At 46.7% G+C, this 23,700-nt stretch carries 24 protein-coding genes; 12 read left to right on the forward strand and 12 right to left on the reverse strand.

Going from position 1 to position 23,700, the window contains the following annotated elements; translation table 11 throughout:
• Window positions 1-129: 129 nt before the first annotated feature.
• Window positions 130-531: a YbaN family protein gene (locus KO512_RS10755; protein ID WP_215952348.1), complete on the forward strand. Its 402-nt coding sequence runs from the start codon at window positions 130-132 to the stop codon at window positions 529-531.
• 355 nt (window positions 532-886) lie between these two features.
• On the opposite strand, the gene KO512_RS10760 is transcribed toward KO512_RS10755, so the two are convergent.
• Complete coding sequence (locus tag KO512_RS10760; RefSeq protein WP_215952349.1) at window positions 887-3,055, reverse strand: sensor domain-containing diguanylate cyclase; 2,169 nt, start codon at window positions 3,053-3,055, stop codon at window positions 887-889.
• A 158-nt stretch (window positions 3,056-3,213) separates the two neighbouring features.
• Window positions 3,214-4,137 carry a LysR family transcriptional regulator gene (locus tag KO512_RS10765; protein WP_215952350.1) on the reverse strand — a complete coding sequence of 308 codons (924 nt, stop codon included), beginning with the start codon at window positions 4,135-4,137 and terminating at the stop codon, window positions 3,214-3,216.
• 169 nt (window positions 4,138-4,306) lie between these two features.
• On the opposite strand from KO512_RS10765, the gene KO512_RS10770 reads away from it, so the two are divergent.
• The 3 genes from KO512_RS10770 to nfsB all read left to right on the forward strand — a co-directional run bounded on the left by KO512_RS10770 (window position 4,307) and on the right by nfsB (window position 6,781).
• Window positions 4,307-5,320 carry a zinc-binding alcohol dehydrogenase family protein gene (locus tag KO512_RS10770; protein ID WP_215952351.1) on the forward strand — a complete coding sequence of 338 codons (1,014 nt, stop codon included), beginning with the start codon at window positions 4,307-4,309 and terminating at the stop codon, window positions 5,318-5,320.
• A 27-nt stretch (window positions 5,321-5,347) separates the two neighbouring features.
• Window positions 5,348-5,971, forward strand: a complete 624-nt coding sequence (locus KO512_RS10775; RefSeq protein ID WP_215952352.1) for a putative quinol monooxygenase — start codon at window positions 5,348-5,350, stop codon at window positions 5,969-5,971.
• A gap of 153 nt (window positions 5,972-6,124) precedes the next feature.
• The gene (gene nfsB / locus KO512_RS10780) at window positions 6,125-6,781 is read left to right on the forward strand and encodes an oxygen-insensitive NAD(P)H nitroreductase (protein WP_215952353.1); all 657 of its coding nucleotides are present in this window, start codon (window positions 6,125-6,127) and stop codon (window positions 6,779-6,781) included.
• Window positions 6,782-6,934: 153 nt separating this feature from the next.
• On the opposite strand, the gene KO512_RS10785 is transcribed toward nfsB, so the two are convergent.
• Window positions 6,935-7,144: a hypothetical protein gene (locus tag KO512_RS10785; RefSeq protein ID WP_215952354.1), complete on the reverse strand. Its 210-nt coding sequence runs from the start codon at window positions 7,142-7,144 to the stop codon at window positions 6,935-6,937.
• 250 nt (window positions 7,145-7,394) lie between these two features.
• Complete coding sequence (locus KO512_RS10790) at window positions 7,395-7,571, reverse strand: hypothetical protein (protein WP_164549074.1); 177 nt, start codon at window positions 7,569-7,571, stop codon at window positions 7,395-7,397.
• Between the two features lie 340 nt (window positions 7,572-7,911).
• Here KO512_RS10790 and KO512_RS10795 point away from each other — a divergent pair, with 340 nt between their 5' ends.
• The 5 genes from KO512_RS10795 to KO512_RS10815 all read left to right on the forward strand — a co-directional run bounded on the left by KO512_RS10795 (window position 7,912) and on the right by KO512_RS10815 (window position 15,760).
• A complete protein-coding gene (locus KO512_RS10795; protein WP_215952355.1) occupies window positions 7,912-9,099 on the forward strand; it encodes an efflux RND transporter periplasmic adaptor subunit in 1,188 nt (395 codons plus the stop codon).
• Window positions 9,100-9,102: 3 nt separating this feature from the next.
• On the forward strand, window positions 9,103-12,264 hold the full coding sequence (locus KO512_RS10800; protein WP_215952356.1) for an efflux RND transporter permease subunit: 3,162 nt from the start codon (window positions 9,103-9,105) through the stop codon (window positions 12,262-12,264).
• The gene (locus KO512_RS10805) at window positions 12,257-13,687 is read left to right on the forward strand and encodes an efflux transporter outer membrane subunit (protein ID WP_215952357.1); all 1,431 of its coding nucleotides are present in this window, start codon (window positions 12,257-12,259) and stop codon (window positions 13,685-13,687) included. The genes KO512_RS10800 and KO512_RS10805 overlap by 8 nt, the downstream gene beginning before the upstream one ends.
• Before the next feature lie 76 nt (window positions 13,688-13,763).
• A complete protein-coding gene (locus KO512_RS10810; RefSeq protein WP_215952358.1) occupies window positions 13,764-14,447 on the forward strand; it encodes a response regulator transcription factor in 684 nt (227 codons plus the stop codon).
• Complete coding sequence (locus KO512_RS10815) at window positions 14,447-15,760, forward strand: sensor histidine kinase (protein ID WP_215952359.1); 1,314 nt, start codon at window positions 14,447-14,449, stop codon at window positions 15,758-15,760. Before KO512_RS10810 ends, KO512_RS10815 begins: the two co-directional genes overlap by 1 nt.
• 78 nt (window positions 15,761-15,838) lie before the next feature.
• Here KO512_RS10815 and KO512_RS10820 read toward each other — a convergent pair whose 3' ends face one another.
• Together KO512_RS10820 and KO512_RS10825 are read right to left on the reverse strand one after the other, a co-directional pair.
• Window positions 15,839-16,135, reverse strand: coding sequence for a DUF3861 domain-containing protein (locus tag KO512_RS10820; RefSeq protein ID WP_215952360.1), 297 nt, complete (start codon window positions 16,133-16,135; stop codon window positions 15,839-15,841).
• A 90-nt stretch (window positions 16,136-16,225) separates the two neighbouring features.
• A complete protein-coding gene (locus KO512_RS10825; RefSeq protein WP_215952361.1) occupies window positions 16,226-16,696 on the reverse strand; it encodes a DUF2798 domain-containing protein in 471 nt (156 codons plus the stop codon).
• Window positions 16,697-16,794: 98 nt separating this feature from the next.
• Here KO512_RS10825 and KO512_RS10830 point away from each other — a divergent pair, with 98 nt between their 5' ends.
• Entirely contained in the window at window positions 16,795-17,235 is a 441-nt protein-coding gene (locus KO512_RS10830) for a MarR family winged helix-turn-helix transcriptional regulator (protein ID WP_215952362.1), read from the forward strand.
• Between the two features lie 39 nt (window positions 17,236-17,274).
• Here the strand turns inward: KO512_RS10830 and KO512_RS10835 are convergent, their stop codons facing one another.
• Window positions 17,275-18,462 (reverse strand): benzoate/H(+) symporter BenE family transporter, encoded by a 1,188-nt coding sequence (locus tag KO512_RS10835; RefSeq protein WP_252734974.1) that lies wholly within the window; start codon window positions 18,460-18,462, stop codon window positions 17,275-17,277.
• A 123-nt stretch (window positions 18,463-18,585) separates the two neighbouring features.
• Between KO512_RS10835 and KO512_RS10840 the strand changes: the two genes are divergently transcribed.
• Together KO512_RS10840 and KO512_RS10845 are read left to right on the forward strand one after the other, a co-directional pair.
• Window positions 18,586-19,173 carry a helix-turn-helix domain-containing protein gene (locus KO512_RS10840; RefSeq protein ID WP_215952363.1) on the forward strand — a complete coding sequence of 196 codons (588 nt, stop codon included), beginning with the start codon at window positions 18,586-18,588 and terminating at the stop codon, window positions 19,171-19,173.
• 82 nt (window positions 19,174-19,255) lie between these two features.
• Entirely contained in the window at window positions 19,256-19,471 is a 216-nt protein-coding gene (locus KO512_RS10845; protein WP_215952364.1) for a dodecin, read from the forward strand.
• Between the two features lie 91 nt (window positions 19,472-19,562).
• On the opposite strand, the gene KO512_RS10850 is transcribed toward KO512_RS10845, so the two are convergent.
• From KO512_RS10850 to KO512_RS10870, 5 genes are all read right to left on the reverse strand, one after another.
• Entirely contained in the window at window positions 19,563-20,636 is a 1,074-nt protein-coding gene (locus KO512_RS10850) for a mechanosensitive ion channel family protein (protein WP_215952365.1), read from the reverse strand.
• A 26-nt stretch (window positions 20,637-20,662) separates the two neighbouring features.
• Window positions 20,663-20,875, reverse strand: a complete 213-nt coding sequence (locus KO512_RS10855) for a hypothetical protein (protein WP_215952366.1) — start codon at window positions 20,873-20,875, stop codon at window positions 20,663-20,665.
• Window positions 20,876-20,933: 58 nt separating this feature from the next.
• A complete protein-coding gene (locus tag KO512_RS10860; protein WP_215952367.1) occupies window positions 20,934-21,482 on the reverse strand; it encodes an HPP family protein in 549 nt (182 codons plus the stop codon).
• A gap of 325 nt (window positions 21,483-21,807) precedes the next feature.
• Window positions 21,808-23,103, reverse strand: a complete 1,296-nt coding sequence (locus KO512_RS10865; protein ID WP_215952504.1) for a M18 family aminopeptidase — start codon at window positions 23,101-23,103, stop codon at window positions 21,808-21,810.
• Complete coding sequence (locus KO512_RS10870) at window positions 23,103-23,627, reverse strand: FKBP-type peptidyl-prolyl cis-trans isomerase (RefSeq protein ID WP_252734984.1); 525 nt, start codon at window positions 23,625-23,627, stop codon at window positions 23,103-23,105. Before KO512_RS10870 ends, KO512_RS10865 begins: the two co-directional genes overlap by 1 nt.
• Window positions 23,628-23,700 lie beyond the last annotated feature (73 nt).

Below are 23,700 nucleotides of genomic sequence, written 5' to 3' on the forward strand. Positions count from 1 at the left end.
GCTTTGCCACAACGCTATCCATTATTTCTTAAGCAATGCTGCATTTAAATATTGCCGAGCCGATATCCGTTAGATACCTTAACCACAGATCTGTTAGGATAATCAGATACAGACCACTGAGGATATAATGTGCGCCACACTGTGATCCGAACGCTTTACCTACTAGGCGGTTTTATATTCATTCTGCTGGGCATTATCGGTATATTACTGCCGTTAATTCCTACCACCCCTTTTCTGCTGCTGGCGGCGTTTTGCTTTTCCCGCAGCTCTAAGCGGCTACATCAATACCTGCTGAATCAGCCGATGTTTGGTCATTTCATCCGTGACTGGGAAGAGCATGGTGTTATTCCCTTCAAGGCAAAACTCTTTTCCACCGCCATGATGTTAACCATGATCAGTTACCCTCTGATCTTTCTACCCTTTCATATTGGCTTAAAAACGCTGGCTGCGGCCACCGTTGTCTTTGCGCTTTGGTATGTATGGAGCCGCCCGTCAACCCAACCCATGACGCTAGAGCAACTCGAGGATTAAATGTAAACCACATGGCCAGACATGAAAGGGGTGGAACGGACAGGTTGTGATGGAGTGCAGAATCATGCACTGATAGAAAAATCGCTATGCAGATAGCGGCAAGCAACGATGGATCAATTCGGACTGAGGTTAGAAAACTCGAGGCGGGAATGAAGTTATCCGTTTGATCCGCCGTGAAAATCCTACGAGAACAAAACAACAGCAGCGCCAACAGCCGTTAATCTATCAGCTAAAAGAGACAAAGAAAGGCTGGGAAGCAACCCTCAGCCTTTTTATTAAATCTTATGCGCTAACGCTTTGTTAAACCTTTTGACTAGCGCCTTCACTTATACCGCCTAGATTTAAACCAACAACATCAGACCTTGCTTACATCTTCATGCATAGCCGTAAAACTGGCGGTAGTTTTAAGCCTGTCTGTATAAAAGCACACCGTATTCGACTGCTTTTTAGCGGCATACATCGCCGTGTCTGCCGCGGCCATCAGCTCAACCAGCGTCGCACCATCTCTTGGAAAAACCGCTACACCGATACTATTCTCAATCACTAGACTCGTGTCGCCTAAGATAATCGGCTCTTTTAGGCACTCGGTTAGCTTATTAACAATCGACATAATATCGTTCTGCTTTGGGCTATCCGCCAATAGCAGAGTAAATTCATCCCCGCCTAAGCGCGCCAGTGTATCGCTATGACGCAAGACCGCATCGAAACGTCGGCTCACCTCGATGAGCAGCTGATCACCCTGCTCATGTCCAAAACTATCATTAACAAATTTAAAACCGTTAAGGTCCATATACAGCAGGGCAAGCTCACTATGATTACGCTGACACAACATTAAAGCCTGCTTCAAGCGATCTAGAAACAGACGCCTATTCGGCAACCCAGTCAGGGCATCATAAAAGGCATAATGATGCAGCTGGTCATTCACCCGTTTCAGTTCATCCGTTCGGCTATCAACCAATCGACTCAGCCGTTCATGATAACCAAAAGCCGATAACGTAATCAGCACGGCTAACACACCAAACAACACCTGCACCGCTAAAAAACCCAACATATCATTTACCTGAAGTGCCGTTATCGCACTTTTGGGCACATTCAGATTAAAGGTCCATTCATGCTGAGCATATCTCATGACAAACTGATGATGGAGTCCCTCATCCGCTTCGATGGCAGTCAGTATACTGGCGTCACCGTACACCTTCTCGGCGGGGTTACCGTTCTCGTAGATGTACAGCTCCATATACTTTTGCACACCAAGCTGAAAACTAGGGTCAAGAATAGCCGATACTTGAAACCCGCCAACAACAAATCCCTTTAGCGATTCATAGCCATCTATAGAATCATCCGCTGGATCAACCGATTTAAACACCGGTGAAAAAACCAGAAAACCAGGATCGTTTTGCTCAAGCTGCACCAGTTGAATAATATCGGTAGCCGTATCCACACGAAGCGCTTTCGCCATCTGCATACTTTTTTTACGGGCAGGATTCGAGTAAACGTTAAAACCTAATGCTTCACGATTAGACTCTAACGGTTGAATATACTTCACCACCACCAGCGGATCAGTGGGTAATAAGGGCTTCCCCTTCACTTTAAAATCAGGGTAATCCTGCTGCATATCGTGCTCAAAAGCGGCCACTTCATCAGACTTAATTAACGGATTCCAAGAGATGCCTTTAATGCCGGGCAAATCCGCGATTAATTGTCGGCTATGGGTAAGAAATTCATCCTTACTGACGTCCTCTTGCTGCGCCACCCAAACCGTTAACTGATCCAACGCATGGGTATAACTATCCATATCCCGTTTAAAGTTATTTTCAAGCGCCTCAGCTTTTAATGTGAAATCATTCTCCATCTTTGTGACAATCGAGTCGCCAAAATATTGCTGTGCCAACTGAAACGCGGCAATAATAATAAAGAGCGGTAGCGTCAACGATTTCAGCAATGGTTTAGGGTGCGATTTATCCGGTTGTCGAGAGAGTAAACCGAGTAATAACGGTGCGACCAGAATGACCCCAAGAAAATCACCGCCCCACCAAGTCAACAGGTTGCTCCAATCGATCTGTCGCTGCCCTACTTCGCCATAGAAATAAGTTAAGACCACATTGCCAATAGCCGCACTGATTAAACAACAACCTAAGGCAATTAAGATAAAAACCGACACCTGAGCATAAGACGGGGCATCCAAGATATTGATGCGAAAATACTGTAACAGACGAACATTAACCCATGCTTGAGTAATCGACCCAACGGCAATTAAAGCCGAGGCTTGCACCACGGTGATACTTAGCGCACCTTCATGCCATATAGCAGAACCGGAATTAAACAGTAGAGAGCCTGCAAATATTGCCGGCAAAAAGCGAAAGCCGAAAAGCAGACAGCCCGCCAACGCAACACCGGCTGGAGGCCATAAAGAGACGATTTGAGCCTGCGGACTAAAAATCGCGAACACACAGGCCGACCCGATATAGAGTAAAAAGCAGAGCAGATACTTACTTTTGCTCAACCGGTGAGATTCAACATTCAAGCGCTAGCGATACTCCATAGTCAGTAAAATTCATCTAGCTAAACAGTGACACAGTATTGACTAGCTGTATACGTCCTTTAGTCTAGCAGGCCTTTGAGTAATCGCCTCAATTAATCCGCTTCATTTTCATTGATTCATAGTTCTCGATTCAACTCGAACTATTCATGATTTAAAAGATCACCGTAGCGCTCAATATTCGTTTTTCTAATAACCTCTTCAATAAAATCTAAAAACACCTTTACCCGCACCGGCGTTAACCGACCCGGTGGCCGAACAGCCCAAATACGGGTTTCGGGCCAGATCTTATAGTCAGGTAGAACCTGTACGACCTTGCCCTGTTTAATCGCTGGACCAACATGCCATAGCGAAGCCATTCCAATCCCCATATCCGCTTCCACTAAATCGGCAATCGCATCACCCCAGTTGGCGGTGATAGGCCCTGATACCGACACCTCATGGGTTTCACCTGCCTTATCTTTGAAGCGCCAATGGTTAGATTTAGCAAACGGAATGCAACGATGCTGAGCAAGCTCCGTCGGTGTTTGAGGATAACCCCACTGCTGCAGATACGCTGGCGAAGCCACTAAGATCATCGGGTTATCGGCTATGCGCCGGGCCAATAAACTGGTCGATTCAAGCGCGTGCATTCGAAAAGCGATATCGTATCCCTGCTCCACGATATCGATGGTTTTATCGGTAAAATCGATCTCAATTTGTAAATGGGGATACTTTGCTAATAATTCAGGGATAAAAGGGACTAGATAGATACGCCCATAAGAGGCCGACACCGTTAAGCGAATTTTACCCTGGACCTTATCGTCGTCCCCCTTAAAGACGTTCCAGGTTTCCTCCACATCATCGAGGATACGTTTCGCATGTTCTAAAAATACCTGCCCATCATGGGTCAAAGTGACGACCCGTGTCGTACGGTGGAAAAGTTTAACGCCTAACGCAACCTCTAACGCCTGTATCCGCTGACTGGCATTGGTTGACGATAAGCCGAACTCCTCCCCTGCTCGACCAATAGCACCGAGTGAAGTAATACGCACAAATAACGCTAAGGTTTTTAAATCCAGATCCAAGACAGACTCCGCTCAACAGATAGATCGTTATCCATCCCATACTATCCCGAAAAACAGGAAAATCAATCCTGATCTAGCTAGATGATCATTGTAAACGGGATAGCTAACATAAGCCTCATATTAAGCAAGACCAAACCAGTCAACCGTTTACACCTAGATGAGGCGTCCCATGAAAGCAATTGGATATCAAACCCCCGGCAGTATCGACCGTCAAGAAGCCCTCGTCGATATCAGCCTCGACCAGCCAATACCACAAGGCCAAGACCTACGGGTTAAGATTCAGGCCGTTTCCGTTAACCCCGTTGACTATAAAGTCCGACAGGGTATGCCCGCTCCTGAGGGCGGCTGGAATGTCTTAGGCTATGATGCCTCAGGGGTGGTTGATGCGGTCGGTGACGCGGTGCAAAACTTTCAAGTAGGCGATCAAGTTTTCTATGCCGGCTCAATGATTCGTCCAGGCACAAACAGTGAATACCACTTGGTAGATGAACGTATCGTAGCGAAAAAACCCACCAGCCTCAGCCATGCAGAAGCAGCGGCGATGCCGTTGACAAGCATTACCGCGTGGGAAGCATTATTTGATCGCTTAGATGTCACCCGTCCAACCACTCAGGGCGGTAAACTGATCTTGATTATTGGTGGCGCCGGTGGCGTTGGCTCCATTGCGATTCAATTGTTACGCGCCCTGACTGACATGACTATTATCACCACCGTGTCACGCCCCGAGACGCAAGCTTGGGTGGAAGAGCTTGGCGCACATCATGTTATTGATCACAGCAAACCGATGGCACCACAGATTGACGCCTTAGGCTTGGGTGCACCTGGATTCGTATTTTCGACCAACCACAGCCAACATCACCTCGCAGATATTGCTGAGCTAATCGCGCCACAGGGACGCTTCAGTTTAACCGACGAAGTCGATGCCTTTGACAGCCGCCCGTTCGTTATGAAATCGATCTCCGTGCACTTTGAGTTGATGTTTACCCGCTCCTTGTTTGGTACCAGCGATATCGCCGCCCAACATCAGTTGTTAAGCAAAGTGGCAGAACTGATTGATGCAGGAAAAATCAAAACCACACTGACCGAAATCGCCGGCCTCATTAATGCTGATAATTTGAAAAAAGTTCACGCACAGCTTGAAACCGGTAAAGCGCGGGGAAAAATCGTACTCGAAGGCTTCTAAACATCTAATTTCATCAGGAGAATCATCATGGCTTTTACTCAAATTATTAAATTTTCCATTAAACCTGAGTTCAGCGAAGCATTTGTCGCGGCCCTGTCAGTGAATAAAAAAGGCGTTGCACAGGAACCCGGTAATCTTGAAATGCGACTCTATCGGGATAATGCTAATCCCAATCTATTTTTTGCCTATGATCGCTGGCAAGATGAGGCCGCATTAGCGACTCATATGCAGCAGCCCTACACAAAAGAGCTGCTAGCACTGGCAGAACAAGCGCAGGATAAACCGATTGAAGTATTTACCGTCAATGACACTCAGCCAGCCCCCATTGCATTAAAACAGGCCACCCCAGAAGATCCATTATTTAACATCTTCTTCATCTTTAAAATTAAGCCTGGCAGCCGCGAAAAGCTGATCCATCAGTTTGAAAAACACATTACCCATACCCGTACCGAAGACGGCTGCTTGCTGTTCGATCTTTACACCGTCGAAGGCGATGACGAAACCTTGGTTGTCTATGAGCATTGGCGCAAAGAATCTGATGTCTGGGACATCCATTTCAAGCAACCTTATGCCATGGAAACCGGTGCGTTAATGGAAGAGTGTGTCATCGGTGAGCTAGAACAATATATGAACTTTGTATCTCTGTTATAACCGTTACCCGCCAAAGCGCTATAAAACTGAAAAAACAAAGCGCCGCGTGATTAAACACGCCTGCAATTTAGATTAAGATGAGCGCTCGTTGAGTGGTTCAGCCATTGGCCAAACCACTCAACATTGCTCGAGTTAGACTAGGAGAAAAATGACATGAACTTGACCGACATTGTGAAGTCTCGTTATTCAACTAAAGAGTTTGATAGCAATAAAGCGATCCCCGAAGCACAGTTTCAGCAGATCAAAGACGTCCTGCGCTATAGCCCTTCGAGCGTTAACTCTCAACCTTGGCACTTTATCATTGCCGATTCACCAGAAACACGTAAACGCATCAGCGCGGGTACTCAGGGAGCCTTTTCATTTAATGAAGCCAAAGTACTCAACGCGTCCCACGTTATTCTATTTTGTGCCAAAACAGATATAGATGACGCCTATCTGCAGCACCTGCTGACGGTAGAGGATGATGACGGACGTTTTGCCGAGCCTTCCTTTAAAGAGGGTGTGAACAATGGCCGTTCAATGTTTGTCAATTTGCACCGCTTCGAGCTAAAAGACGCACAGCACTGGATGGAAAAGCAGGTTTACCTCAACATGGGCACGGTACTGCTCGGCGCTGGCGCACTGGGCATTGATGCGGTTCCTATCGAAGGTATTGACACTAAAGCGCTTAACGAAGAGTTTGGTCTACTGGAAAAAGGCTACACAGCACTCGCCCTGATTGCGCTGGGCTATCATAGTCAAGCCGATTTCAATGCGGGTTTGCCTAAATCTAGATTACCGGAAGACGAGATATTCACGCTGCTGTCTTGATCGCGGCGATCAGTTCGCTGATGATATCAACCCGATATCTTAATCATCAGTACCTATCAGGCTTTTCTAAAATCACCGTTAGATGAGCCTGTTTTAAAACAGCCCTTCTAAAAAATCGGTCTAAAAAGCATCTCTAATAGAAAAGTATGCCAATCAAGCCATCGCACGGTACTGCAAAATCAATGTAATGATATCGTGATCGCTAGCGACCGCTTCCATCGCTTCATCCATCCGCCGGCGCTGCGGCAGGGATATATTAAATTTGTTACGTAAAACTTCGTTCACCTGTTCATCTGAATTAGGATCAAAAGTCTTTCCAGCAAAATTACAGATGCGTTGGAGAGTAAATGCTTTAGTGGTCATAAATATAATATCTGCTTAAGTAAAAGAAGCTCTGCCCTATAAAACTCACCAGCAGGTAGCTAAAAACGGCCGTGATAGGCGGAAGAATAAAACGGGAAAAGAGGTCAGAATATCGAAAGCTTTAATGCTGATAAAAAATAAAAAAATGTTCGCGCCCTACTACGAACGATGCGCCCGGCATATAGCCAGATTAAACACACACATATCGAATACTAAAACAGGAGCGCGGTAAAACGATCAGCCGGCAGGACTATCGAGGAGAAGCTTTGCCTAACACGATATGACGTGGACCACCGTTATTTTCACGGCCAGAAACGCCTTTATCAATTTTCTGAATTTCACCACCAGCCTCTAAGAAGGCGGCTGTCTGCTCAGCAATAGAATCATGGGTTTCATTTGCTGCTGTTTTTTTAGACTTAACTGCCATAAAAAGGCTCCGTTTATATGGTGACTTTACATCTTAACATTTTTTTGCCTTCTTAGTGCGGATATTTACAGCAAGCCAATACTTAACCCTGCGTGGTAATCCTGAGTGAATAGCATTGCATTAACCCATATGCCTATTGAGTTTGTTTGCTCTCACTCTTTTTTATCATCAATGTCTGATTAGCTTGATACTGATCATATTCATTAACCCTGCTTTAACCTTGACCTTGTTATGCTTGTCAATTAGTAGACGTTTACCAGTGTTCACCTATATGTAGCACGAATATTCTGTTGTCTTAAGCCTCGTCTTTATTTATTTACTTATTAAGGAACATTCCATCATGAAATACTCAAGCTATATCGGGGGGCTAGTACTTATCACTGCTTTAGTAAGTGGTTGTCAACAAGAGCCCGCGGCCATGAAAGGTTCATCGGTTCCCGCCGTGTCCTATATTACGGTAACGACAACGCCATACCATATGGACAGTAAAATGCAGGCCCGAGTGGTTGCTTCGCAGTCGGCTGAAGTGCGCCCTCAAGTCAGCGGTATTATTCAGCAACGCCTGTTTGAAGAAGGCAGTTTGGTCGAACAAGGACAACTACTTTATCAAATTGATCCAGCAACCTATCAGTCAGCTTATAATGAAGCTAAAGCCAATTTAAACAGCGCTAAAGCCTCGCTGAACACCGCTAAATTAAAAGACCAGCGTTATGCTAAGTTAATTAAGCTTGAAGGTATTTCACAACAAGATTATGACGATGCCCACGCCGCTTATTTAGAAGCCAAAGCCAATATCGACAAGTATAAAGCGGCATTAGAAACCGCCGCCATTAATCTTGAATACACTAAAGTAAAAGCCTCTATCTCTGGCCACATCGGCATCTCTAGCGTGACCCAAGGCGCATTAGTCACCGCAGAACAATCTTCAGAATTAGCCACCATTCGTACCTTGGATCCTATCTATGTTGATATGACGAAAAGCAGCACTGAACTATTAAAGCTGCGTCAACTAATAAACGAAAAAGAGATCAAACAAGGTACCACCGCGGTCACCCTCTCATTGGAAGATGGCAGCACATACCAACATGAGGGCCAGCTTAAAATGCAAGAGGTGTCCGTTGATACATCAACCGGCAGCGTTACCTTGCGAGCTGAATTCCCTAACCCTGAGGGTTTGTTATTACCCGGTATGTTTGTGCGTGCCCAGGTGAATGAAGCGGTTGATGAAAACGCTATCCTCGTTCCCCAGCAAGGTATTTACCACAGTGCTGATGGCACTGCCTATGCTTATGTAATTGGTGATGACAATCGCGTGGAAAGACGCACCGTACAGACAATGAGTGCCGTTGATAACAAATGGGTGATTACCAGTGGTTTATCTGCCAATGACAAACTCTTGGTCGAAGGATCTAACAAGATCCGCCCAGGCAGTGAAGTGAAACCAGTACACGTCGAAATGGACAACAATGGATCGATGGTAACCGTGATGGAGTCCAACGAGACCAATGCCACCAAAGAGGGAGCGTAACCTATGTTTGCTCGTTTCTTTATCGACCGCCCAGTATTTGCTTGGGTTATCTCGATTATTATCATGCTCTCCGGTATCGCCTCAATTATGTCGCTACCCGTGGCACAGTACCCCAGCGTCGCCCCGCCCGTTATCAAAATAAAAACCTCCTATACCGGTGCGGATGCGATCACCGTTGAAAACAGTGTCACACAAATATTAGAGCAGCAACTGACGGGACTCGATGGGCTATTGTACTTTTCATCATCCAGTACCGCTGATGGCTCTGCAGAGGTCAATATTACCTTTGAAGAAGGTACAGACCCCGATTACGCTCAAGTTCAAGTACAAAACAAAGTCCAGCAGATTAACTCTCGCCTGCCTGATTCTGTTCAGTCTCAAGGTGTGACTGTCACAAAATCGAATTCCGATTTCTTATTGGTCATCGCGTTGTACGATTCCACCGACCAAGCGAACGCCTTTGATATTTCTGATTATATTGCTTCTAACATGGAAGATAGCTTAGCGCGTATAGAAGGCGTCGGTGATGTCCGAGTGTTTGGTGCACAATATGCAATGCGGATCTGGTTAGACCCAACCAAGCTGGCTGCCTATGAGTTAATGCCTTCTGATATTACCAGCGCCTTAGCCGCGCAAAACGTACAGGTACCCGCTGGTAAAATTGGTGCTGTACCTGCTCCCGCAAACCAAGAGCTTAACGCGACCGTCACCGCCCAATCGATGATGTCAACGCCGGAGCAGTTTCGTAATATCATCATAAAACATGATAGTTCCGGTGCGAATGTACGCCTTAGTGACGTTGCTAGAGTTGAAATTGGTAGTGAAAGCTACGATGTCATTCCTCGTTTGAATGGCCACCCCGCATCAGGGATCGCCATTATGCTATCACCCGGCGCTAACGCATTGGATACCGCCACTCGTGTAAAAGATAAGGTCGCTGAACTGGAAGTAAATCTGCCTGACGGTTATGAAGTGACCTTCCCCCGAGACAGCACCGAGTTTATTAAAATATCCATTAGCGAAGTCGTACAAACCCTTGTGGAAGCGATCGTCTTGGTCGTATTGGTGATGTGGCTCTTTTTACAAAACTGGCGGGCAACGTTAATCCCAGCCATAGCCGTACCGGTGGTCTTGCTAGGTACCTTTGGCGTGCTCTCTGCGTTCGGCTTTTCAATTAACACCTTAACCATGTTCGGTATTGTGCTATCCATTGGTTTGCTGGTTGATGATGCCATCGTAGTGGTCGAAAACGTTGAACGTTTGATGCGTGAAGAAAACCTGTCACCGCGAGACGCCACCATAAAGTCGATGTCCGAAATTAGTAGTGCCCTTGTGGGTATTGCCGTCGTGTTATCGGCAGTATTCTTACCGATGGCGTTCTTTGGCGGTTCAACTGGGGTTATCTATCAACAGTTCTCGATCGCCATTGTCTCGTCGATGATTCTTTCGGTTATCGTGGCGTTGACGCTAAGCCCTACCCTGTGCGCCAGTTTGTTGATTAAAGAAGATCATAGTCGTAGCAACAAAGGTTTTTTTGCCGGTTTTAACCGTCTATTTGACCGCATAACAAGCTCTTACACCGGCCATGTTCAAGGCATCATCAGCCGTAAACTTCGCTGGATACTGCTATACGGCATCATTGTCGCGATTCTTGGCGTACTGATCGTTCGCATGCCGACCGGCTTTTTACCGCAAGAAGACCAAGGTAGCACCATGTTCCAAATAAGCTTGCCAGCCGGTGCATCGATCAAGCGTACTAGAGCCGTGGCTGAACAAGTAGAGCAATACTTAGCTGAAGAAGAAACTGACAGTGTTGTTCGTGCCTTTTCAATCTCTGGTTTTAACTTTTCAGGTAGTGGACAAAATGCAGGTATGGGCTTTGTCGCTTTAAAGCCTTGGGATGACCGCCCTCGCGATGACCAGAGTGCCGATGCGCTGATTCAACGCATGAATAAAAACCTATCCTCCATTCGTGATGCCAGTATTTTTTCCATGTCGCAACCGGTGATCCGAGGCTTAGGTCAAAGTAACGGCTTTACCTTTGAACTACAGGCAGCGGCGGGCACATCCCGTGAGGAGTTAACCGCCTTAAAAAATGAACTGTTAACCAAAGCTCGACAGAGCGAACTACTGACAGCCATCCGAGAAGGTGCCTTGAGTGAAACCCCACAACTTAAGATTGATATCGATAACGGTAAAGCGACCACGCTCGGCGTGTCATTATCCGATGTGGCCGACACCTTAACATCTGCTTGGGCGGGATCCTATGTCAATGACTTTATTGATGATGGTCGCGTGAAAAAAGTATACGTGGAAGGCGATTCTGAGTTCCGCTCAAAGCCTGAGGATTTAAACCAGTGGCATGTTCGCGGTCAAGATGCTGACGGCAACACCGCTATGACACCGTTTTCAGCTTTTAGCTCTGTCTCGTGGTCAAGCACACCGCAAAGCTTATCTCGCTTCAATGGCATTGCATCCTATGAGATACAGGGGGCATCGGCTAGCGGGGTTAGCTCCGGTCAAGCGATGGCTGAGATGGAACGTCTGACTGAAGAGGTCGGCCAAGGCAAACTCACCTACGCATGGAGTGGTTTATCCTATCAAGAGAAGATCTCCAGCGGACAATCCTCGATGCTCTATGCTATTTCAATCTTGGTGGTGTTCCTTGCGCTAGCGGCCCTGTATGAGAGTTGGTCAGTGCCACTTGCCGTTATTTTGGTTATTCCTTTAGGTGTTATTGGCGCCGTATTGGCATCCACCATTCGTGGGCTAGAAAACGATATCTACTTCCAAGTTGCGCTGCTGACAACCATTGGTTTGGCATCAAAAAATGCCATCCTTATCGTGGAGTTTGCAGAAACATCCTATCAACAGGGTATGTCATTAGTAGACGCAGCGGTCGAAGCAGCCAAACTTCGTTTGCGCCCCATCATTATGACCTCGCTAGCCTTTATATTCGGTACACTACCGCTCGCCATCTCATCAGGGGCTGGCGCCAATAGCCGTATCGCGATCGGTACCGGCATTGTTGGCGGTACGTTCACCGCAACCCTATTGGGAATATTCCTTGTCCCTCTGTTCTTTGTGTTAATCCGTGGTGCATTCCCGTCAAGACGCCCTGTTTATAATGACGAGCCTAAAAAGGAGGAAAGTAATCATGCTTAAGTTCAGCGTAAAAACGACACGCAGCGCTAGGTTATTACCCCTATCTTTCGCCATATTGCTGGCGGGCTGTAGTTCAATGGCGCCGGAATACTCCCGTACGGAGATGCCAATAGCCAATGACTGGCAGAACACGCTTAATACCGGCGCTCAAGGCTTATCAGCCGAACAAGCAATGCAGGTGCCGTGGAAAAGTTTCATTAAAGACCCACGTTTAGCACAGGTGATTGAGTTAGCACTTAATAGCAACAGAAGCCTGCGCCAAACCCTCGCCGATGTCGAAGCTGCGCGCGCCACTTACCGTATTCAACGAGCGGATCTATATCTCCCAATTGATGCGGATTTAAGTAGCAGTCGCAGCCGGTCATCAGGGGAGGTCAGCTCGACCTACCAAGCAGAAGCAGGGTTAAGCGATTATGAAATTGATCTATTTGGTAAAAACCGCAGCCTCACGGCTGTTCAAATGGAAGCCTATTTAGCCAGTGAAGAAACAGCCAAAGCCACTAAAATCTCACTCATCAGTGAAATAGCGAATGCTTGGCTAACCCTCGCAGCGGATCAAAGCGCTTTAACCCTCGCTAAAGAAACTATGAACAATGCCCAGCAAGCGATGGAGATTACTCAGAAGCGCTTGACCCTAGGTGTCGATTCACAGATCGATTTAGTTAGCGCTGAAACGATTTATCATAGCGCTCGCTCAGATACCGCTCTCTATCAAACCCAGGTGGCGCAAGATATTAACGCCCTTAGCTTACTGGTCGGCGAACCGTTGAATGACAACCTGCTGCCCAACGCCTTGCCTGATAGCAACACGTTGATCACCGATGTCCCCGCAGGCCTATCATCAGAGGTATTACTACAACGCCCCGATGTATTAGCCGCCGAACATAACTTAAAATCAGCCAATGCCAATATTGGTGTTGCGCGGGCCGCGTTTTTCCCATCCCTGTCATTAACCGCAACAGGGGGGATAGGCAGCACGATGCTATCAGATCTTTTCACTGGCGGTGCCAGCTCTATTTGGACCATCGCTCCCACTCTCAGCCTCCCCATCTTTGATGGTGGGGCGAACGATGCCAATTTAGCCTACAGTGAAGCGTTACAACAAAAAACACTGGCCGCTTATGAATATGCGATACAGAACGCATTTTCAGAAGTCGCCGATGCACTTGCACGGCGGGCGACAATACAGGAGCAACTGGATGCCGAAAACGCATTGGTGGCTGCCGCAACCCGCCATTACGATCTATCATTAGCGCGCTATCAAAATGGAGTGGATAGTTTTCAAGATACTCTAGAAGCTCAACGTACAATGTATAGTGCAAAACAGTCGCTGATTCTCACGCAGCAGACAGATCTGGATAATCGTATCACCTTGTATCGTGTACTCGGTGGTGGCCTTGCTAGTGACCCTGAGCAAGGCTAAACGGCACCGCTCGCGTGGCATGAGATAAACGCTAATGTCGAGCAAGCACAGCTAGGAATGAAGGAACGGTACCTTAATGGTAAATGTACTACTGGTTGAAGACGATCTTGATCTTGCAGCCACCATTGTTGATTATCTTGAGATTGAATCCATTCAATGTGATCACGCCAGTAATGGTCTAATGGGATTGAATTTAATACAAAGCAATCATTACCAAATGATCATGCTGGATATTAATATGCCCAAAATGGACGGTTTAACCCTGTGTAATACACTGCGAGAAAAAGGCATGGATATTCCCATACTCATGCTGACTGCTCGCGATGGTCTCGAGAATAAGCTACAAGGATTTAAAGCAGGTAGTGATGACTATTTAGTCAAACCCTTTGATATGCAAGAACTGGTAGCCCGTGTGCAAGTGCTTGCTAAACGCCGTAGTGGTGAAGTAAAGCGTCTCGTATTAGGCGATTTAACGCTCGATTTAACTCAGCATACGGCACAGTTAAAACAGCAAACACTCAAACTATCCCCTATCGCGTTTAAGTTATTAGAGGCGCTCGTGCGCGCTAGCCCTCAACCCCTGAGCCGCCAGCAAATTATGCAAACCGTCTGGGGGGATGAGCAACCTGACAGCAATAGCTTAAAAGTCCATATCCACCATCTACGTAAACAACTAGATGTAGAAATATGCAACATTAAACTTGATACCGTTTCGGGTATTGGTTTTGTTATTAAAGAACACAGGGTAGGATCTTCATAATGAAAATCAGGCCAAGCCTCAAACTGTATTTTTTTATCAGTGTCGTGCTGCTTGGCTCAGTCATGGCGATCGGCTTTTCTTTATTAAGCGTTAATTATTTTATTAATGGACTCGATAAAGGGTTAAATATCGTGATGAAGGATATCGCGAAAACAGCAGAAGTCGAAGATGGACAACCCATTGACCTTATTGGCTTTAATATCGCTAGTCGTTGGCAAGATACGCCTGATATTATTCAGCAAAATTTTGTATCTCCGCCAACGGAGGCTGGACAGTTACAGAAATTAAAAGATCAATCCTCTATCTTTTCTATTCCTGAGAACATCTATTTTGTCGTTCTTACTTACACACCATCAGGGGAAAAAAGATTTGTTTCGAAGGTCATCCTCGAGAGAAACCGTCTCGATGCGAACGCGGCGAAACAACCCAAAAACCGTTTATATTGGGCATTTTTTACTGCACTAGCAGCCATCGCATTATTTGCCTTCTGCTTGGTTATGATCATGCAGAAAATAGCTAAGCCAATTGAATCTTTAAAAAACTGGGCTAAATCACTGACCCAAGAGAATACACAAACTCCACCTCCCGATTTCTCTTATAACGAACTCAATGTTTTAGCCTCATTAGTTCAAAACAGCTTAGTATCGGCACATCAAAGTTTAGAGCGTGAGCAGCAATTTTTAAGCTACGCCAGCCATGAATTACGAACGCCTATCGCGGTTATTCGTAGCAATGTGGATTTGCTTAAGCGACTCAGTGAAACATCGCCTCTCAGCGACAAACAAGCACTCACGTTACAGCGAATTCAACGTGCAGGTCTCACCATGAGTGACCTAACTGAAACATTATTGTGGCTTAGTCATAAAGATAAGCAAAACATCGCCCTCGTGCCGATAAATCTACATGAAAAAGTTAAACAGCTAACCGATGAGCTTAATTATCTACTTAATACAAAAAACGTTACCGTTAAAATAGAGACTGACGAAGCGCGTGTGAATGTCGCAGCAACCGCTTGCCACATTGTGCTCAGCAACCTTATTCGAAATGCTTACCAACATACGCAACAGGGGCTAATCGAGATTAAACAGCAAGGCAGCCGCGTCACTATCACTAACAGTCACGAAAGCGATAAAGAATCCGCTCAGGTAACTAAAATAGACACTCAAGAAGTATCACTAGGCTATGGCTATGGTTTAGGCCTACAACTGAGCGAAAAAATCATTAACCGTCACGGCTGGTTGTATAAGGTCGCTGATATTCAAGGCTGTTATCAAGTCACCGTTGATTTTGACGGTCACGACCAAACGACCTAACCACTCGATATAATACCCAGCGCCTCCTTGCTGCCAAAGCGGGATTCGCCCTCCCCTATTTCAAACACCCAACGACCGCTATGCCTTTTTCTGCTTTAGATTTTTCATAAAGGCGGCGAAATGTGGCATCAAATTAACAAATAGATCCTGCTTTTTATTGGCCAACATGATTCCGCCAAATAACTTAATGCCAAGCCCCAGCGGTGCCGCTTTTTCAGGGCCAACATCCGCTCTGCTTTTTAGTTTTTCGATAATCTCAAACAGCTCATCATGGCTTGAAAATTCAAATTCACAAATGTCATCGTCAGGCACAGAACCATCCGCGTTTTGAATGTGATCAATGCTTATTTTATACAGGTGTTGTTTCTTCATCATCGTTATCTCTATTCGTTCGTCACGGCAAAGCGGGCAAATAAATGCTCACACTTCAATAAACATGGTTTAATACTTCGGTTAAACTGACACTCAACTCGTTAAATAACGCTCAATTTTAGGTTTAACCGTCAGCGACATAACGACCATTAAGGTTAACCCTAAAGGCAGTGCCGCTAAAAAGCTGAATAACCAGCCCGTTAAAAAATCAGCAGAACTGGAAAAACCAAGGGTGTTGGCGGTGGTACTAAACGCCATCATCGACTCCATGATGCAAGCCATCACCCCGCCGACAACGAGGTTACGGGCATGGGCATCTGTGTTTGGCAGCCACTGTACAACAAGCTTTGTGATCAACCCCATCAGCAGAAACCCTACAGGCATCAGCATAAAGGCGCCTAAAAATGAACTCAGCCAATCGCTATAAAAAGTATCTGCGTAGCCGACATTCATATAGGTCATTACACCGGTTAATGAACCGCCCATAACGCTCATGATGCTGAGTACCACCAGCATCTTATAGATCAGTGGTGTTTTCGATATTGAATCGGTGTGTGCACTCAAGATAGCTCTCCTGTCTTGATACAAATACAAATATAGTTGATAATGGCAACTATATTTGTATTAGTTGACTTTGTCAACCATTTACACAGAGGTTCATTATGTCTGATCAATCATCATTAGAAAGCTTGTTTCACTTAGTCCACGGATTGAAGCGTCAATTACATCAACAAACCGAGCAACTAGATTTGGGTATCACACCCATGCATATTCGTGTCATCAAGATTATTCACCGCAAAAAGCCCTGCACCGCCATCGATATCGCCAGCTTTCTCGGACGCGACAAAGCCCAGGTTACACGCTTGGTTAACACCTTAATTGAACGGGGGTTTATCTCCCGAATGCCCAACCCGAATGACAAACGCAGTCATTACTTATGTCCTACGGATACAGGGATTGCCGTTATCAAAGAGATTATCGCTATTGATGCCAAAACGGTTCAGACAATGACCGAAGGACTTACGTCAGAAGAACTAACGGAATTTCAGCGTATTTCAAGCATAATGGCGAACAATCTTCATCCGACGAGCGACTCGCATTAGCCGCCCTTCTCGACTTTAATCGCTCGCCCACCTCTCCAGCTAAGCCCCGTCGCCACGCTGTAGATAGTAAGCGATGAGACCGATACACAACCCCCAAAAGGCGCTACTGATACCCAACAGATTCATCCCCGATGCAGTCACTAAGAAAGTTAACAGGGCGGAATCTCTCTCAGACGGCTCAGCCAACGCCCCTGACAAGCTATTACCAATAGTACTCAGCAACGCCAACCCAGCAACCGCCATCACTAATGCCTCAGGAAAAGCCATAAACAAAGCGGCAATGGTCGAACCAAACAAGCCCGTCAGCAAGTAAAAACCGCCCGCCCAGACCGCGGCCAAATAACGTTTGCTCGGGTCCTGCCCCGCTTCATTCCCCATACAGATGGCTGCAGTGATCGCCGCTAAGTTATAGGAAAAACCACCCAAAGGCGCTAAGAGCACGCCCGTTAAACCGGTCCAGGTCAGTAACGGTGAAATAGGGGTGTCATATCCGTTGGCCCGCATCACCGCCACACCAGGGACGTTCTGCGAGGCCATGGTGATAATAAATAATGGAATGCCGATACCGATGATACTTTGCAGATCAAATACCGGCGTTACCCAAACGGGAGTCGATAACTGCCACTGTAGAACCTCTAGATTCAACTGCCCCTGAAAAAACGCCACCAGCGTACCAATCAATAACACTAGCGGAATCGTATAACGAGGCAAGGTAAGCTTGATCAACAGGAACCCCGCTAACATCAGCCCCACGAGTAATAGGTTAGTTCCCATCACCGTAAATAGATCAAGACCGAACTGCAGTAACACCCCTGCCAACATTGCCCCAGCTAGCGGCATCGGCACATGATGCATGATCTTTTCAAACCAACCGGTAATACCACATACCAGAATCAACGCAGAGCTAAACATAAACAACCCGATCGCTTCATTGATCGGCACGCCGGATAACGCCGTGACCAACAACGCGGCTCCGGGAGTCGACCACGCGGTTAAAATAGGGGTACGAAAATAGAGAGACAAACCGATACTGGTCAATCCCATGCCAATACCTAACGCCCATAACCAAGAACTCATTTCAGCCGCTGAGGCACCCGCAGCCCCTGCGGCCTGAAAGATAATCACCGCCGAACTGGTATAACCCACCAAAACCGCGACAAAACCAGCGGATATATGCGACAGGCTGAAAAAACCACTGCGTTTTGAGCGACCCATTATTGATCCCATCCGAACAACCCCTTACACTTGATTTATTACTTGTGCGCTATAACGTCCAAGACCAAAAGCGTATCATTGTGCGCTATAGCGCACAACCAAAATATAGCCATCGCCTCAATTGGAAATAAATCGGTGCAAGAGATTAATCAGAACCTCGCCAAACACTTGAAGCAACAGCGTCAGCAAAAAAACTGGAGCCTCGATCGAACCGCCAGTGAAACCGGTGTGAGTAAAGCGATGCTCGGGCAAATTGAGCGAGGGGAATCCAGCCCAACCATTACCACGCTGTGGAAAATCGCCAGTGGATTTAACATCTCACTATCGAGTCTGATTGAACCGCCAACGGCAAGCAGCGATGCAACGGTCATTCCACTAGTGCTGGCACAACATAAATACCTAGCCAATGATAATGCCCCTGTACCGCCGATTTTCCCCTATGATCCCCGCTTTGGATTTGAGATGTTTGAATTCATCCTTGATGCGGGTGTCGAACGACTCTCAGAGGCTCACCGCCCCGGCGTAACAGAACATGTGGTGGTCATTAGCGGCACGATCCAGCTGCTTATTAACGATGAATGGCTAACGCTAACCCAAGGGGAGGCGATACGTTTTGCGGCGGACCAACCCCATGGTTATCGCAACAGCACTGATCACGCGGCTGTTTTTCACAATATCATTCACTACGGGCAGACTGCCGCTGATACACCCCACGCAGACTGATTTATCATTCGGCATCTGCCCTATCGCTACTTTTAAGCTACCCTTAAACTAATCGATATAAACTATAAGGGTAACAAACACTATGTCTAATCATCATACCTACAGAAAGATAGAGATAGTCGGTTCTTCACCCATCAGCTCTGATGATGCGATTCGAAATGCACTGGCCAAATGCAGTGAAACAATCAAAAATATGGACTGGTTCGAAGTCATTGAAACCCGAGGCCATATAGAGAATGGCCATATTGGGCACTTTCAGGTCACCCTAAAAGTTGGTTTTAGGCTTGAGAACAGCTGAAATGAATAGCTGATTTGAATAACCGGCCCACCATGGCCGGACGGTGAGGTCAAATGCGCTGATAAGTTAAGGCATGGAACATTAGCCCTGTTCACTTGGGCGATGATGGTTGTCGCGCACTGCCCTGCTGCTCGCTATCCACATCCTGTTCGGGGTGTTCAAGGGATGTCATTTGATCGGTTTTTTCGCTAATCACCTCGGTTAGGTGCTGTTTATCATCGCCTCTAGCACTTTTCATCTGCACCCCCAGTGCCTTTATCTCACTTTTCAGTTCCTCTTTTTTCTCTTCCCGCGCCTGTGCCTGTTCCGCTTTATCAAAGACAATCTCTTCCGGCTTAGATAGCTCCGTGCTGGCTGTTTTAATCACGGAGGCAGGTACTATTTTTGTTGTTTCGGACAGCTGCCGCTGATTCATAAAACGAGGAGAGACAATCTCGATGCCATTGCCATGCAATGTATCAAGGATAGCCCGATACAGATTAGAGCGGGTTGTCAGCAGACTTTTCACTTCGCTTAACAAGCCACTCACCCGATAGGTAATGGCGTGATCGCCCAGTTCGACGATCTGACAGAAAGGTTCGGCTAAACCGGCTTCTCCCGCCGCTTCGATCAGGAGATTTTCTACCTGCCCATGGTGCAGGTCATACCCTAGAGACAGAGTCACGGAAACAATCGCACCATCGGAGAGAACAACTTCAACAGGATTGGTAATCAAATAAGTATTAGGCAGTGACACTAGCTCACGATGCTCTGTTTGAATCTCGGTATCCAGAAGCCCTCGTTCGGCCACCCGGCCAAAATGCTCCCCTACCCGGATAAAATCACCCACCCGAAAGGGACGCGTATTACGCAGCATTAACCCCGCCATTAAATTGGTGGTCACGGTCGTTGAGGAAAAGGCAATCAGGCCGGATACCAGCACACCAATCAACCCTATCACCTGGTTTCGAGTACTCTCGCTCACCGGCAATGCAATGGCAATCAACACCGTCGCCGCCAAGCTCAGTACCAGCATGATCAGCTGCCGCGGCAACCGACGCTCATTACCCATCTCAGGATGACGCGCTAACAATAACCAGTGCAGCGCCAGCAGCAACAGAACAACCAGTGCAACCGTGACAAACAACGGAATAAAGGCCATAACCTGATCAGACAGTTGTTCCATAAATCCCTCAGACTGCATTATTCGACTTAATCGCTAACAACTTTATAGGATACGTGCCAAATATCACAGATGTTCTGTATTGCCGTCAGTGTTTCCTTACCAGCATGACGAACCGTTACGCTGACATATGCCGCCCTCGCCACCACTTTATGGCAGCCATCAATTTCTGATAGACGCAGAAAAAAAGCCTCTTCATCGGCTAGGCATTTAAATATCGGCGCGGTTATTTCAAGCTGCATGGTTATAGAATACTCCATTATGTGGGTATCTGCCGCTCGCTAATCTAGCGCTACAGCATCAAAACCAATAGACGGGATAATGTCGTCCTGGATTGCGCGACATATTGTTAACCAGCAGGGCAACCAGCAACATAACCATTGCCCCAGATAGGATAGGTGAGACGACATACAGATAGCCCATCGCATGGATACTGTCACCACCGATAATAGCAATCAGAGCGGTTGCGCCACCCGGAGGATGCAGCGTGCGGGTAAAATGCATCGCAACAATCGCTAAAGACACCGCCAAGGGAGCCGCAAACACCGACTGATCCCCTAGGAACAGATAGATCGTTACACCGATCAACGCCGATACCACATGGCCGCCAACAATATTGCGAGGTTGAGAGAACTCAGCCAGCGGAGCGCCATAAATAAGTACGGCAGAGGCGCCAAATGAACCAATCAACAGTAGATTATCCATCCCTAGATGGTGCAGTTCGCGTCCCATGACCGAGATAATTAAAATACCCATAAAAGCCCCAACCCAGGACCAAACAATCTTTTTCAGCGGTTTACGCGGAGGGCAATGCCCTTTGGTTTTCATACGCGCAAAATAGTTCTTCATGTTAATACGACCCAACACATCAGCTTGCCCTCGCCTATTACCTCATTGGTAAAGGTCGAAGGTATTTTTTACCAGACAATTTAGTGGCGGGGATTCTATCAAAACCGCGCAGAGAAGCTTAAATAAATTAATTCACGTCAACTCAAAATTCATTCACCTGAACAATTCAGAGGCTAGAGGCAGCAAGATGAGGGTAAACGATGACAGACGGTTTATTTCAACGTCCGTTAGAACACGAGGCAGCAGGTAGATCGGACGCTCATAGCAACAGGCCGGACTATATCGCTATAGCCCGGCCCGAGATTTAACGGGGAATGTAAAAAGTTTATACCCGCTCCTGCTGATAGTAACGCTTCAACACTTTCGCCAAGCTGACAGGGTCATCACTACCGGCCAGTTCACGAATGGAATGCATCGCCAATTGTGGTACACCAATATCAACCGTTTTCACGCCGATCTCGGCAGCGGTAATTGGACCAATGGTGCTACCACAGCCCATATCACTGCGAACAACAAAGGACTGCAATGTCACAGCTTCCTGTCGAGCTATATGACGAAACAACGAAGCAGTTTCACTGTTGGTGGCATAGCGCTGATTGGCATTGATCTTAATCACTGCACCGGCGTTCATCCGTGGGCCATGATTACCATCATGCTTATCGGCAAAGTTAGGATGCACCGCATGGGCGTTATCCACCGACACCATCATCGAGTTGGCAATCATTCGACTACGGGATTCAGGGTCCGGTTGTAAACGTTCGAGCAACTGTTTCAACATCGGTCCCTGCGCGCCTGCAGCGCTCATGCTGCCCACCTCTTCATGATCGTTACAAACCAACAGGCAGCTCTGTTCAGAATCGGACTCAATCAACGCCTGCATACCAATAAAGCAACTCAGAAGGTTATCCAACCGAGCCGAGGCAAAAAATTCATTATTTAAACCGATATAAGCGGGCTTCTGCACATCATAGAAACACAGCTCGTAATCAAGAATTTCCGCTACGTCATCAATATGCTTAGTGGATAACTCATTTTTCAGAACGTCACGCAGTTTGATCTTAGCATCGCCCTGCAATTGAGCCATGATCGGTGGCAGATCCGTTTGTGGATTAACATTCAGTCCCTGATTTACATCTCGGTTAAGGTGAATGGCGAGATTCGGAATCACCGCAATTGGCCGTTCAAAATTCACCAATTCACTGCGCAAAGAGCCATCCGTACTGAGGTAGTTAACCCGCCCCGCCAACGATAGATCCCGATCAAACCAAGGATTAAGCAGTGCACCGCCGTAAACTTCGACTCCCACACGCAAGCATCCTTGACTTTCAGTTTCGGGATTCGGCTTAACTTTCAAACAGGGACTATCGGTATGAGCGCCCACCATGCGAATACCCGAGTGGGTCAAATCGGCATTTACCGCTAAGTTCCAAGCAATAATAGATGACTCATTGCGCACAATAAAATAACGTCCACCGGGCCTGACGTTCCAGACATCCTGCTCTTGAAGCTCAATAAAACCCGCTTCCTGTAATCGTCCACGCATTTCATAAACAGCATGAAAAGGGGTCGGCGACGCCGCTAGAAATTCAAATAGTTGATTATTAAACTCTTGTTTTTGCATCATTTATCAGCCTTTTCCTCAGGCAGGATTTCTAACAACTCAATTTCAAAAATAAGGGCTGAATTAGCCGGCACCATACCACCGGGGCTACGGGCACCGTAGGCTAACTCGGACGGTAGGTAAATTTTCCAACGCGCCCCCGGTGACATTTTAAGCAGCGCCAAGCGCCACCCTTTTATCACATCCTTTATGGTAAAGACCGGTTGTTCCGCTTTTAGCGCTGACCCTTCAAACTCTTCGCCATCAACAGTCCAACCGGTATAACGTACTCTAACTCGATCAAGCACCCGAGGTGTTGGCCCTTGTGCCGGCTGTAATATCTCATATTGCAACCCTGAATCGGTTACAACAACCCCTTCTCGCTGGGCATTATCTGCCAGAAAACGATTACCCGCTTTCTTCGTATCATCATTCAGTGCTTTATCTAACAACTGCTGACGAAACTGCTTTTCCTCTTCACTTTTACCGCAACCGCTGATAAGGGTGACTAACAGCGATAAAAATACAACACTCACAACTCGCATAATCACAATAGCAGTACCCGCTTCAATTAATAAACAAGAGTTAAGCTGTTGATTTTACATCAGCACGCGACAA

The organism is Amphritea atlantica (assembly GCF_018860855.1).
Lineage (GTDB): Bacteria > Pseudomonadota > Gammaproteobacteria > Pseudomonadales > Balneatricaceae > Amphritea > Amphritea atlantica_A.

Coding starts and splice junctions, on each gene's coding strand:
- KO512_RS10770 (WP_215952351.1), top strand. CDS start 4,307: ATGAAAGCAATTGGATATCAAACCCCCGGCAGTATCGACCGTCAAGAA.
- KO512_RS10775 (WP_215952352.1), top strand. CDS start 5,348: ATGGCTTTTACTCAAATTATTAAATTTTCCATTAAACCTGAGTTCAGC.
- nfsB (WP_215952353.1), top strand. CDS start 6,125: ATGAACTTGACCGACATTGTGAAGTCTCGTTATTCAACTAAAGAGTTT.
- KO512_RS10785 (WP_215952354.1), bottom strand. CDS start 7,144: ATGACCACTAAAGCATTTACTCTCCAACGCATCTGTAATTTTGCTGGA.
- KO512_RS10790 (WP_164549074.1), bottom strand. CDS start 7,571: ATGGCAGTTAAGTCTAAAAAAACAGCAGCAAATGAAACCCATGATTCT.
- KO512_RS10795 (WP_215952355.1), top strand. CDS start 7,912: ATGAAATACTCAAGCTATATCGGGGGGCTAGTACTTATCACTGCTTTA.
- KO512_RS10800 (WP_215952356.1), top strand. CDS start 9,103: ATGTTTGCTCGTTTCTTTATCGACCGCCCAGTATTTGCTTGGGTTATC.
- KO512_RS10805 (WP_215952357.1), top strand. CDS start 12,257: ATGCTTAAGTTCAGCGTAAAAACGACACGCAGCGCTAGGTTATTACCC.
- KO512_RS10810 (WP_215952358.1), top strand. CDS start 13,764: ATGGTAAATGTACTACTGGTTGAAGACGATCTTGATCTTGCAGCCACC.
- KO512_RS10815 (WP_215952359.1), top strand. CDS start 14,447: ATGAAAATCAGGCCAAGCCTCAAACTGTATTTTTTTATCAGTGTCGTG.
- KO512_RS10820 (WP_215952360.1), bottom strand. CDS start 16,135: ATGATGAAGAAACAACACCTGTATAAAATAAGCATTGATCACATTCAA.
- KO512_RS10830 (WP_215952362.1), top strand. CDS start 16,795: ATGTCTGATCAATCATCATTAGAAAGCTTGTTTCACTTAGTCCACGGA.
- KO512_RS10835 (WP_252734974.1), bottom strand. CDS start 18,462: ATGGGATCAATAATGGGTCGCTCAAAACGCAGTGGTTTTTTCAGCCTG.
- KO512_RS10845 (WP_215952364.1), top strand. CDS start 19,256: ATGTCTAATCATCATACCTACAGAAAGATAGAGATAGTCGGTTCTTCA.
- KO512_RS10850 (WP_215952365.1), bottom strand. CDS start 20,636: ATGGAACAACTGTCTGATCAGGTTATGGCCTTTATTCCGTTGTTTGTC.
- KO512_RS10855 (WP_215952366.1), bottom strand. CDS start 20,875: ATGCAGCTTGAAATAACCGCGCCGATATTTAAATGCCTAGCCGATGAA.
- KO512_RS10860 (WP_215952367.1), bottom strand. CDS start 21,482: ATGAAGAACTATTTTGCGCGTATGAAAACCAAAGGGCATTGCCCTCCG.
- KO512_RS10865 (WP_215952504.1), bottom strand. CDS start 23,103: ATGCAAAAACAAGAGTTTAATAATCAACTATTTGAATTTCTAGCGGCG.
- KO512_RS10870 (WP_252734984.1), bottom strand. CDS start 23,627: ATGCGAGTTGTGAGTGTTGTATTTTTATCGCTGTTAGTCACCCTTATC.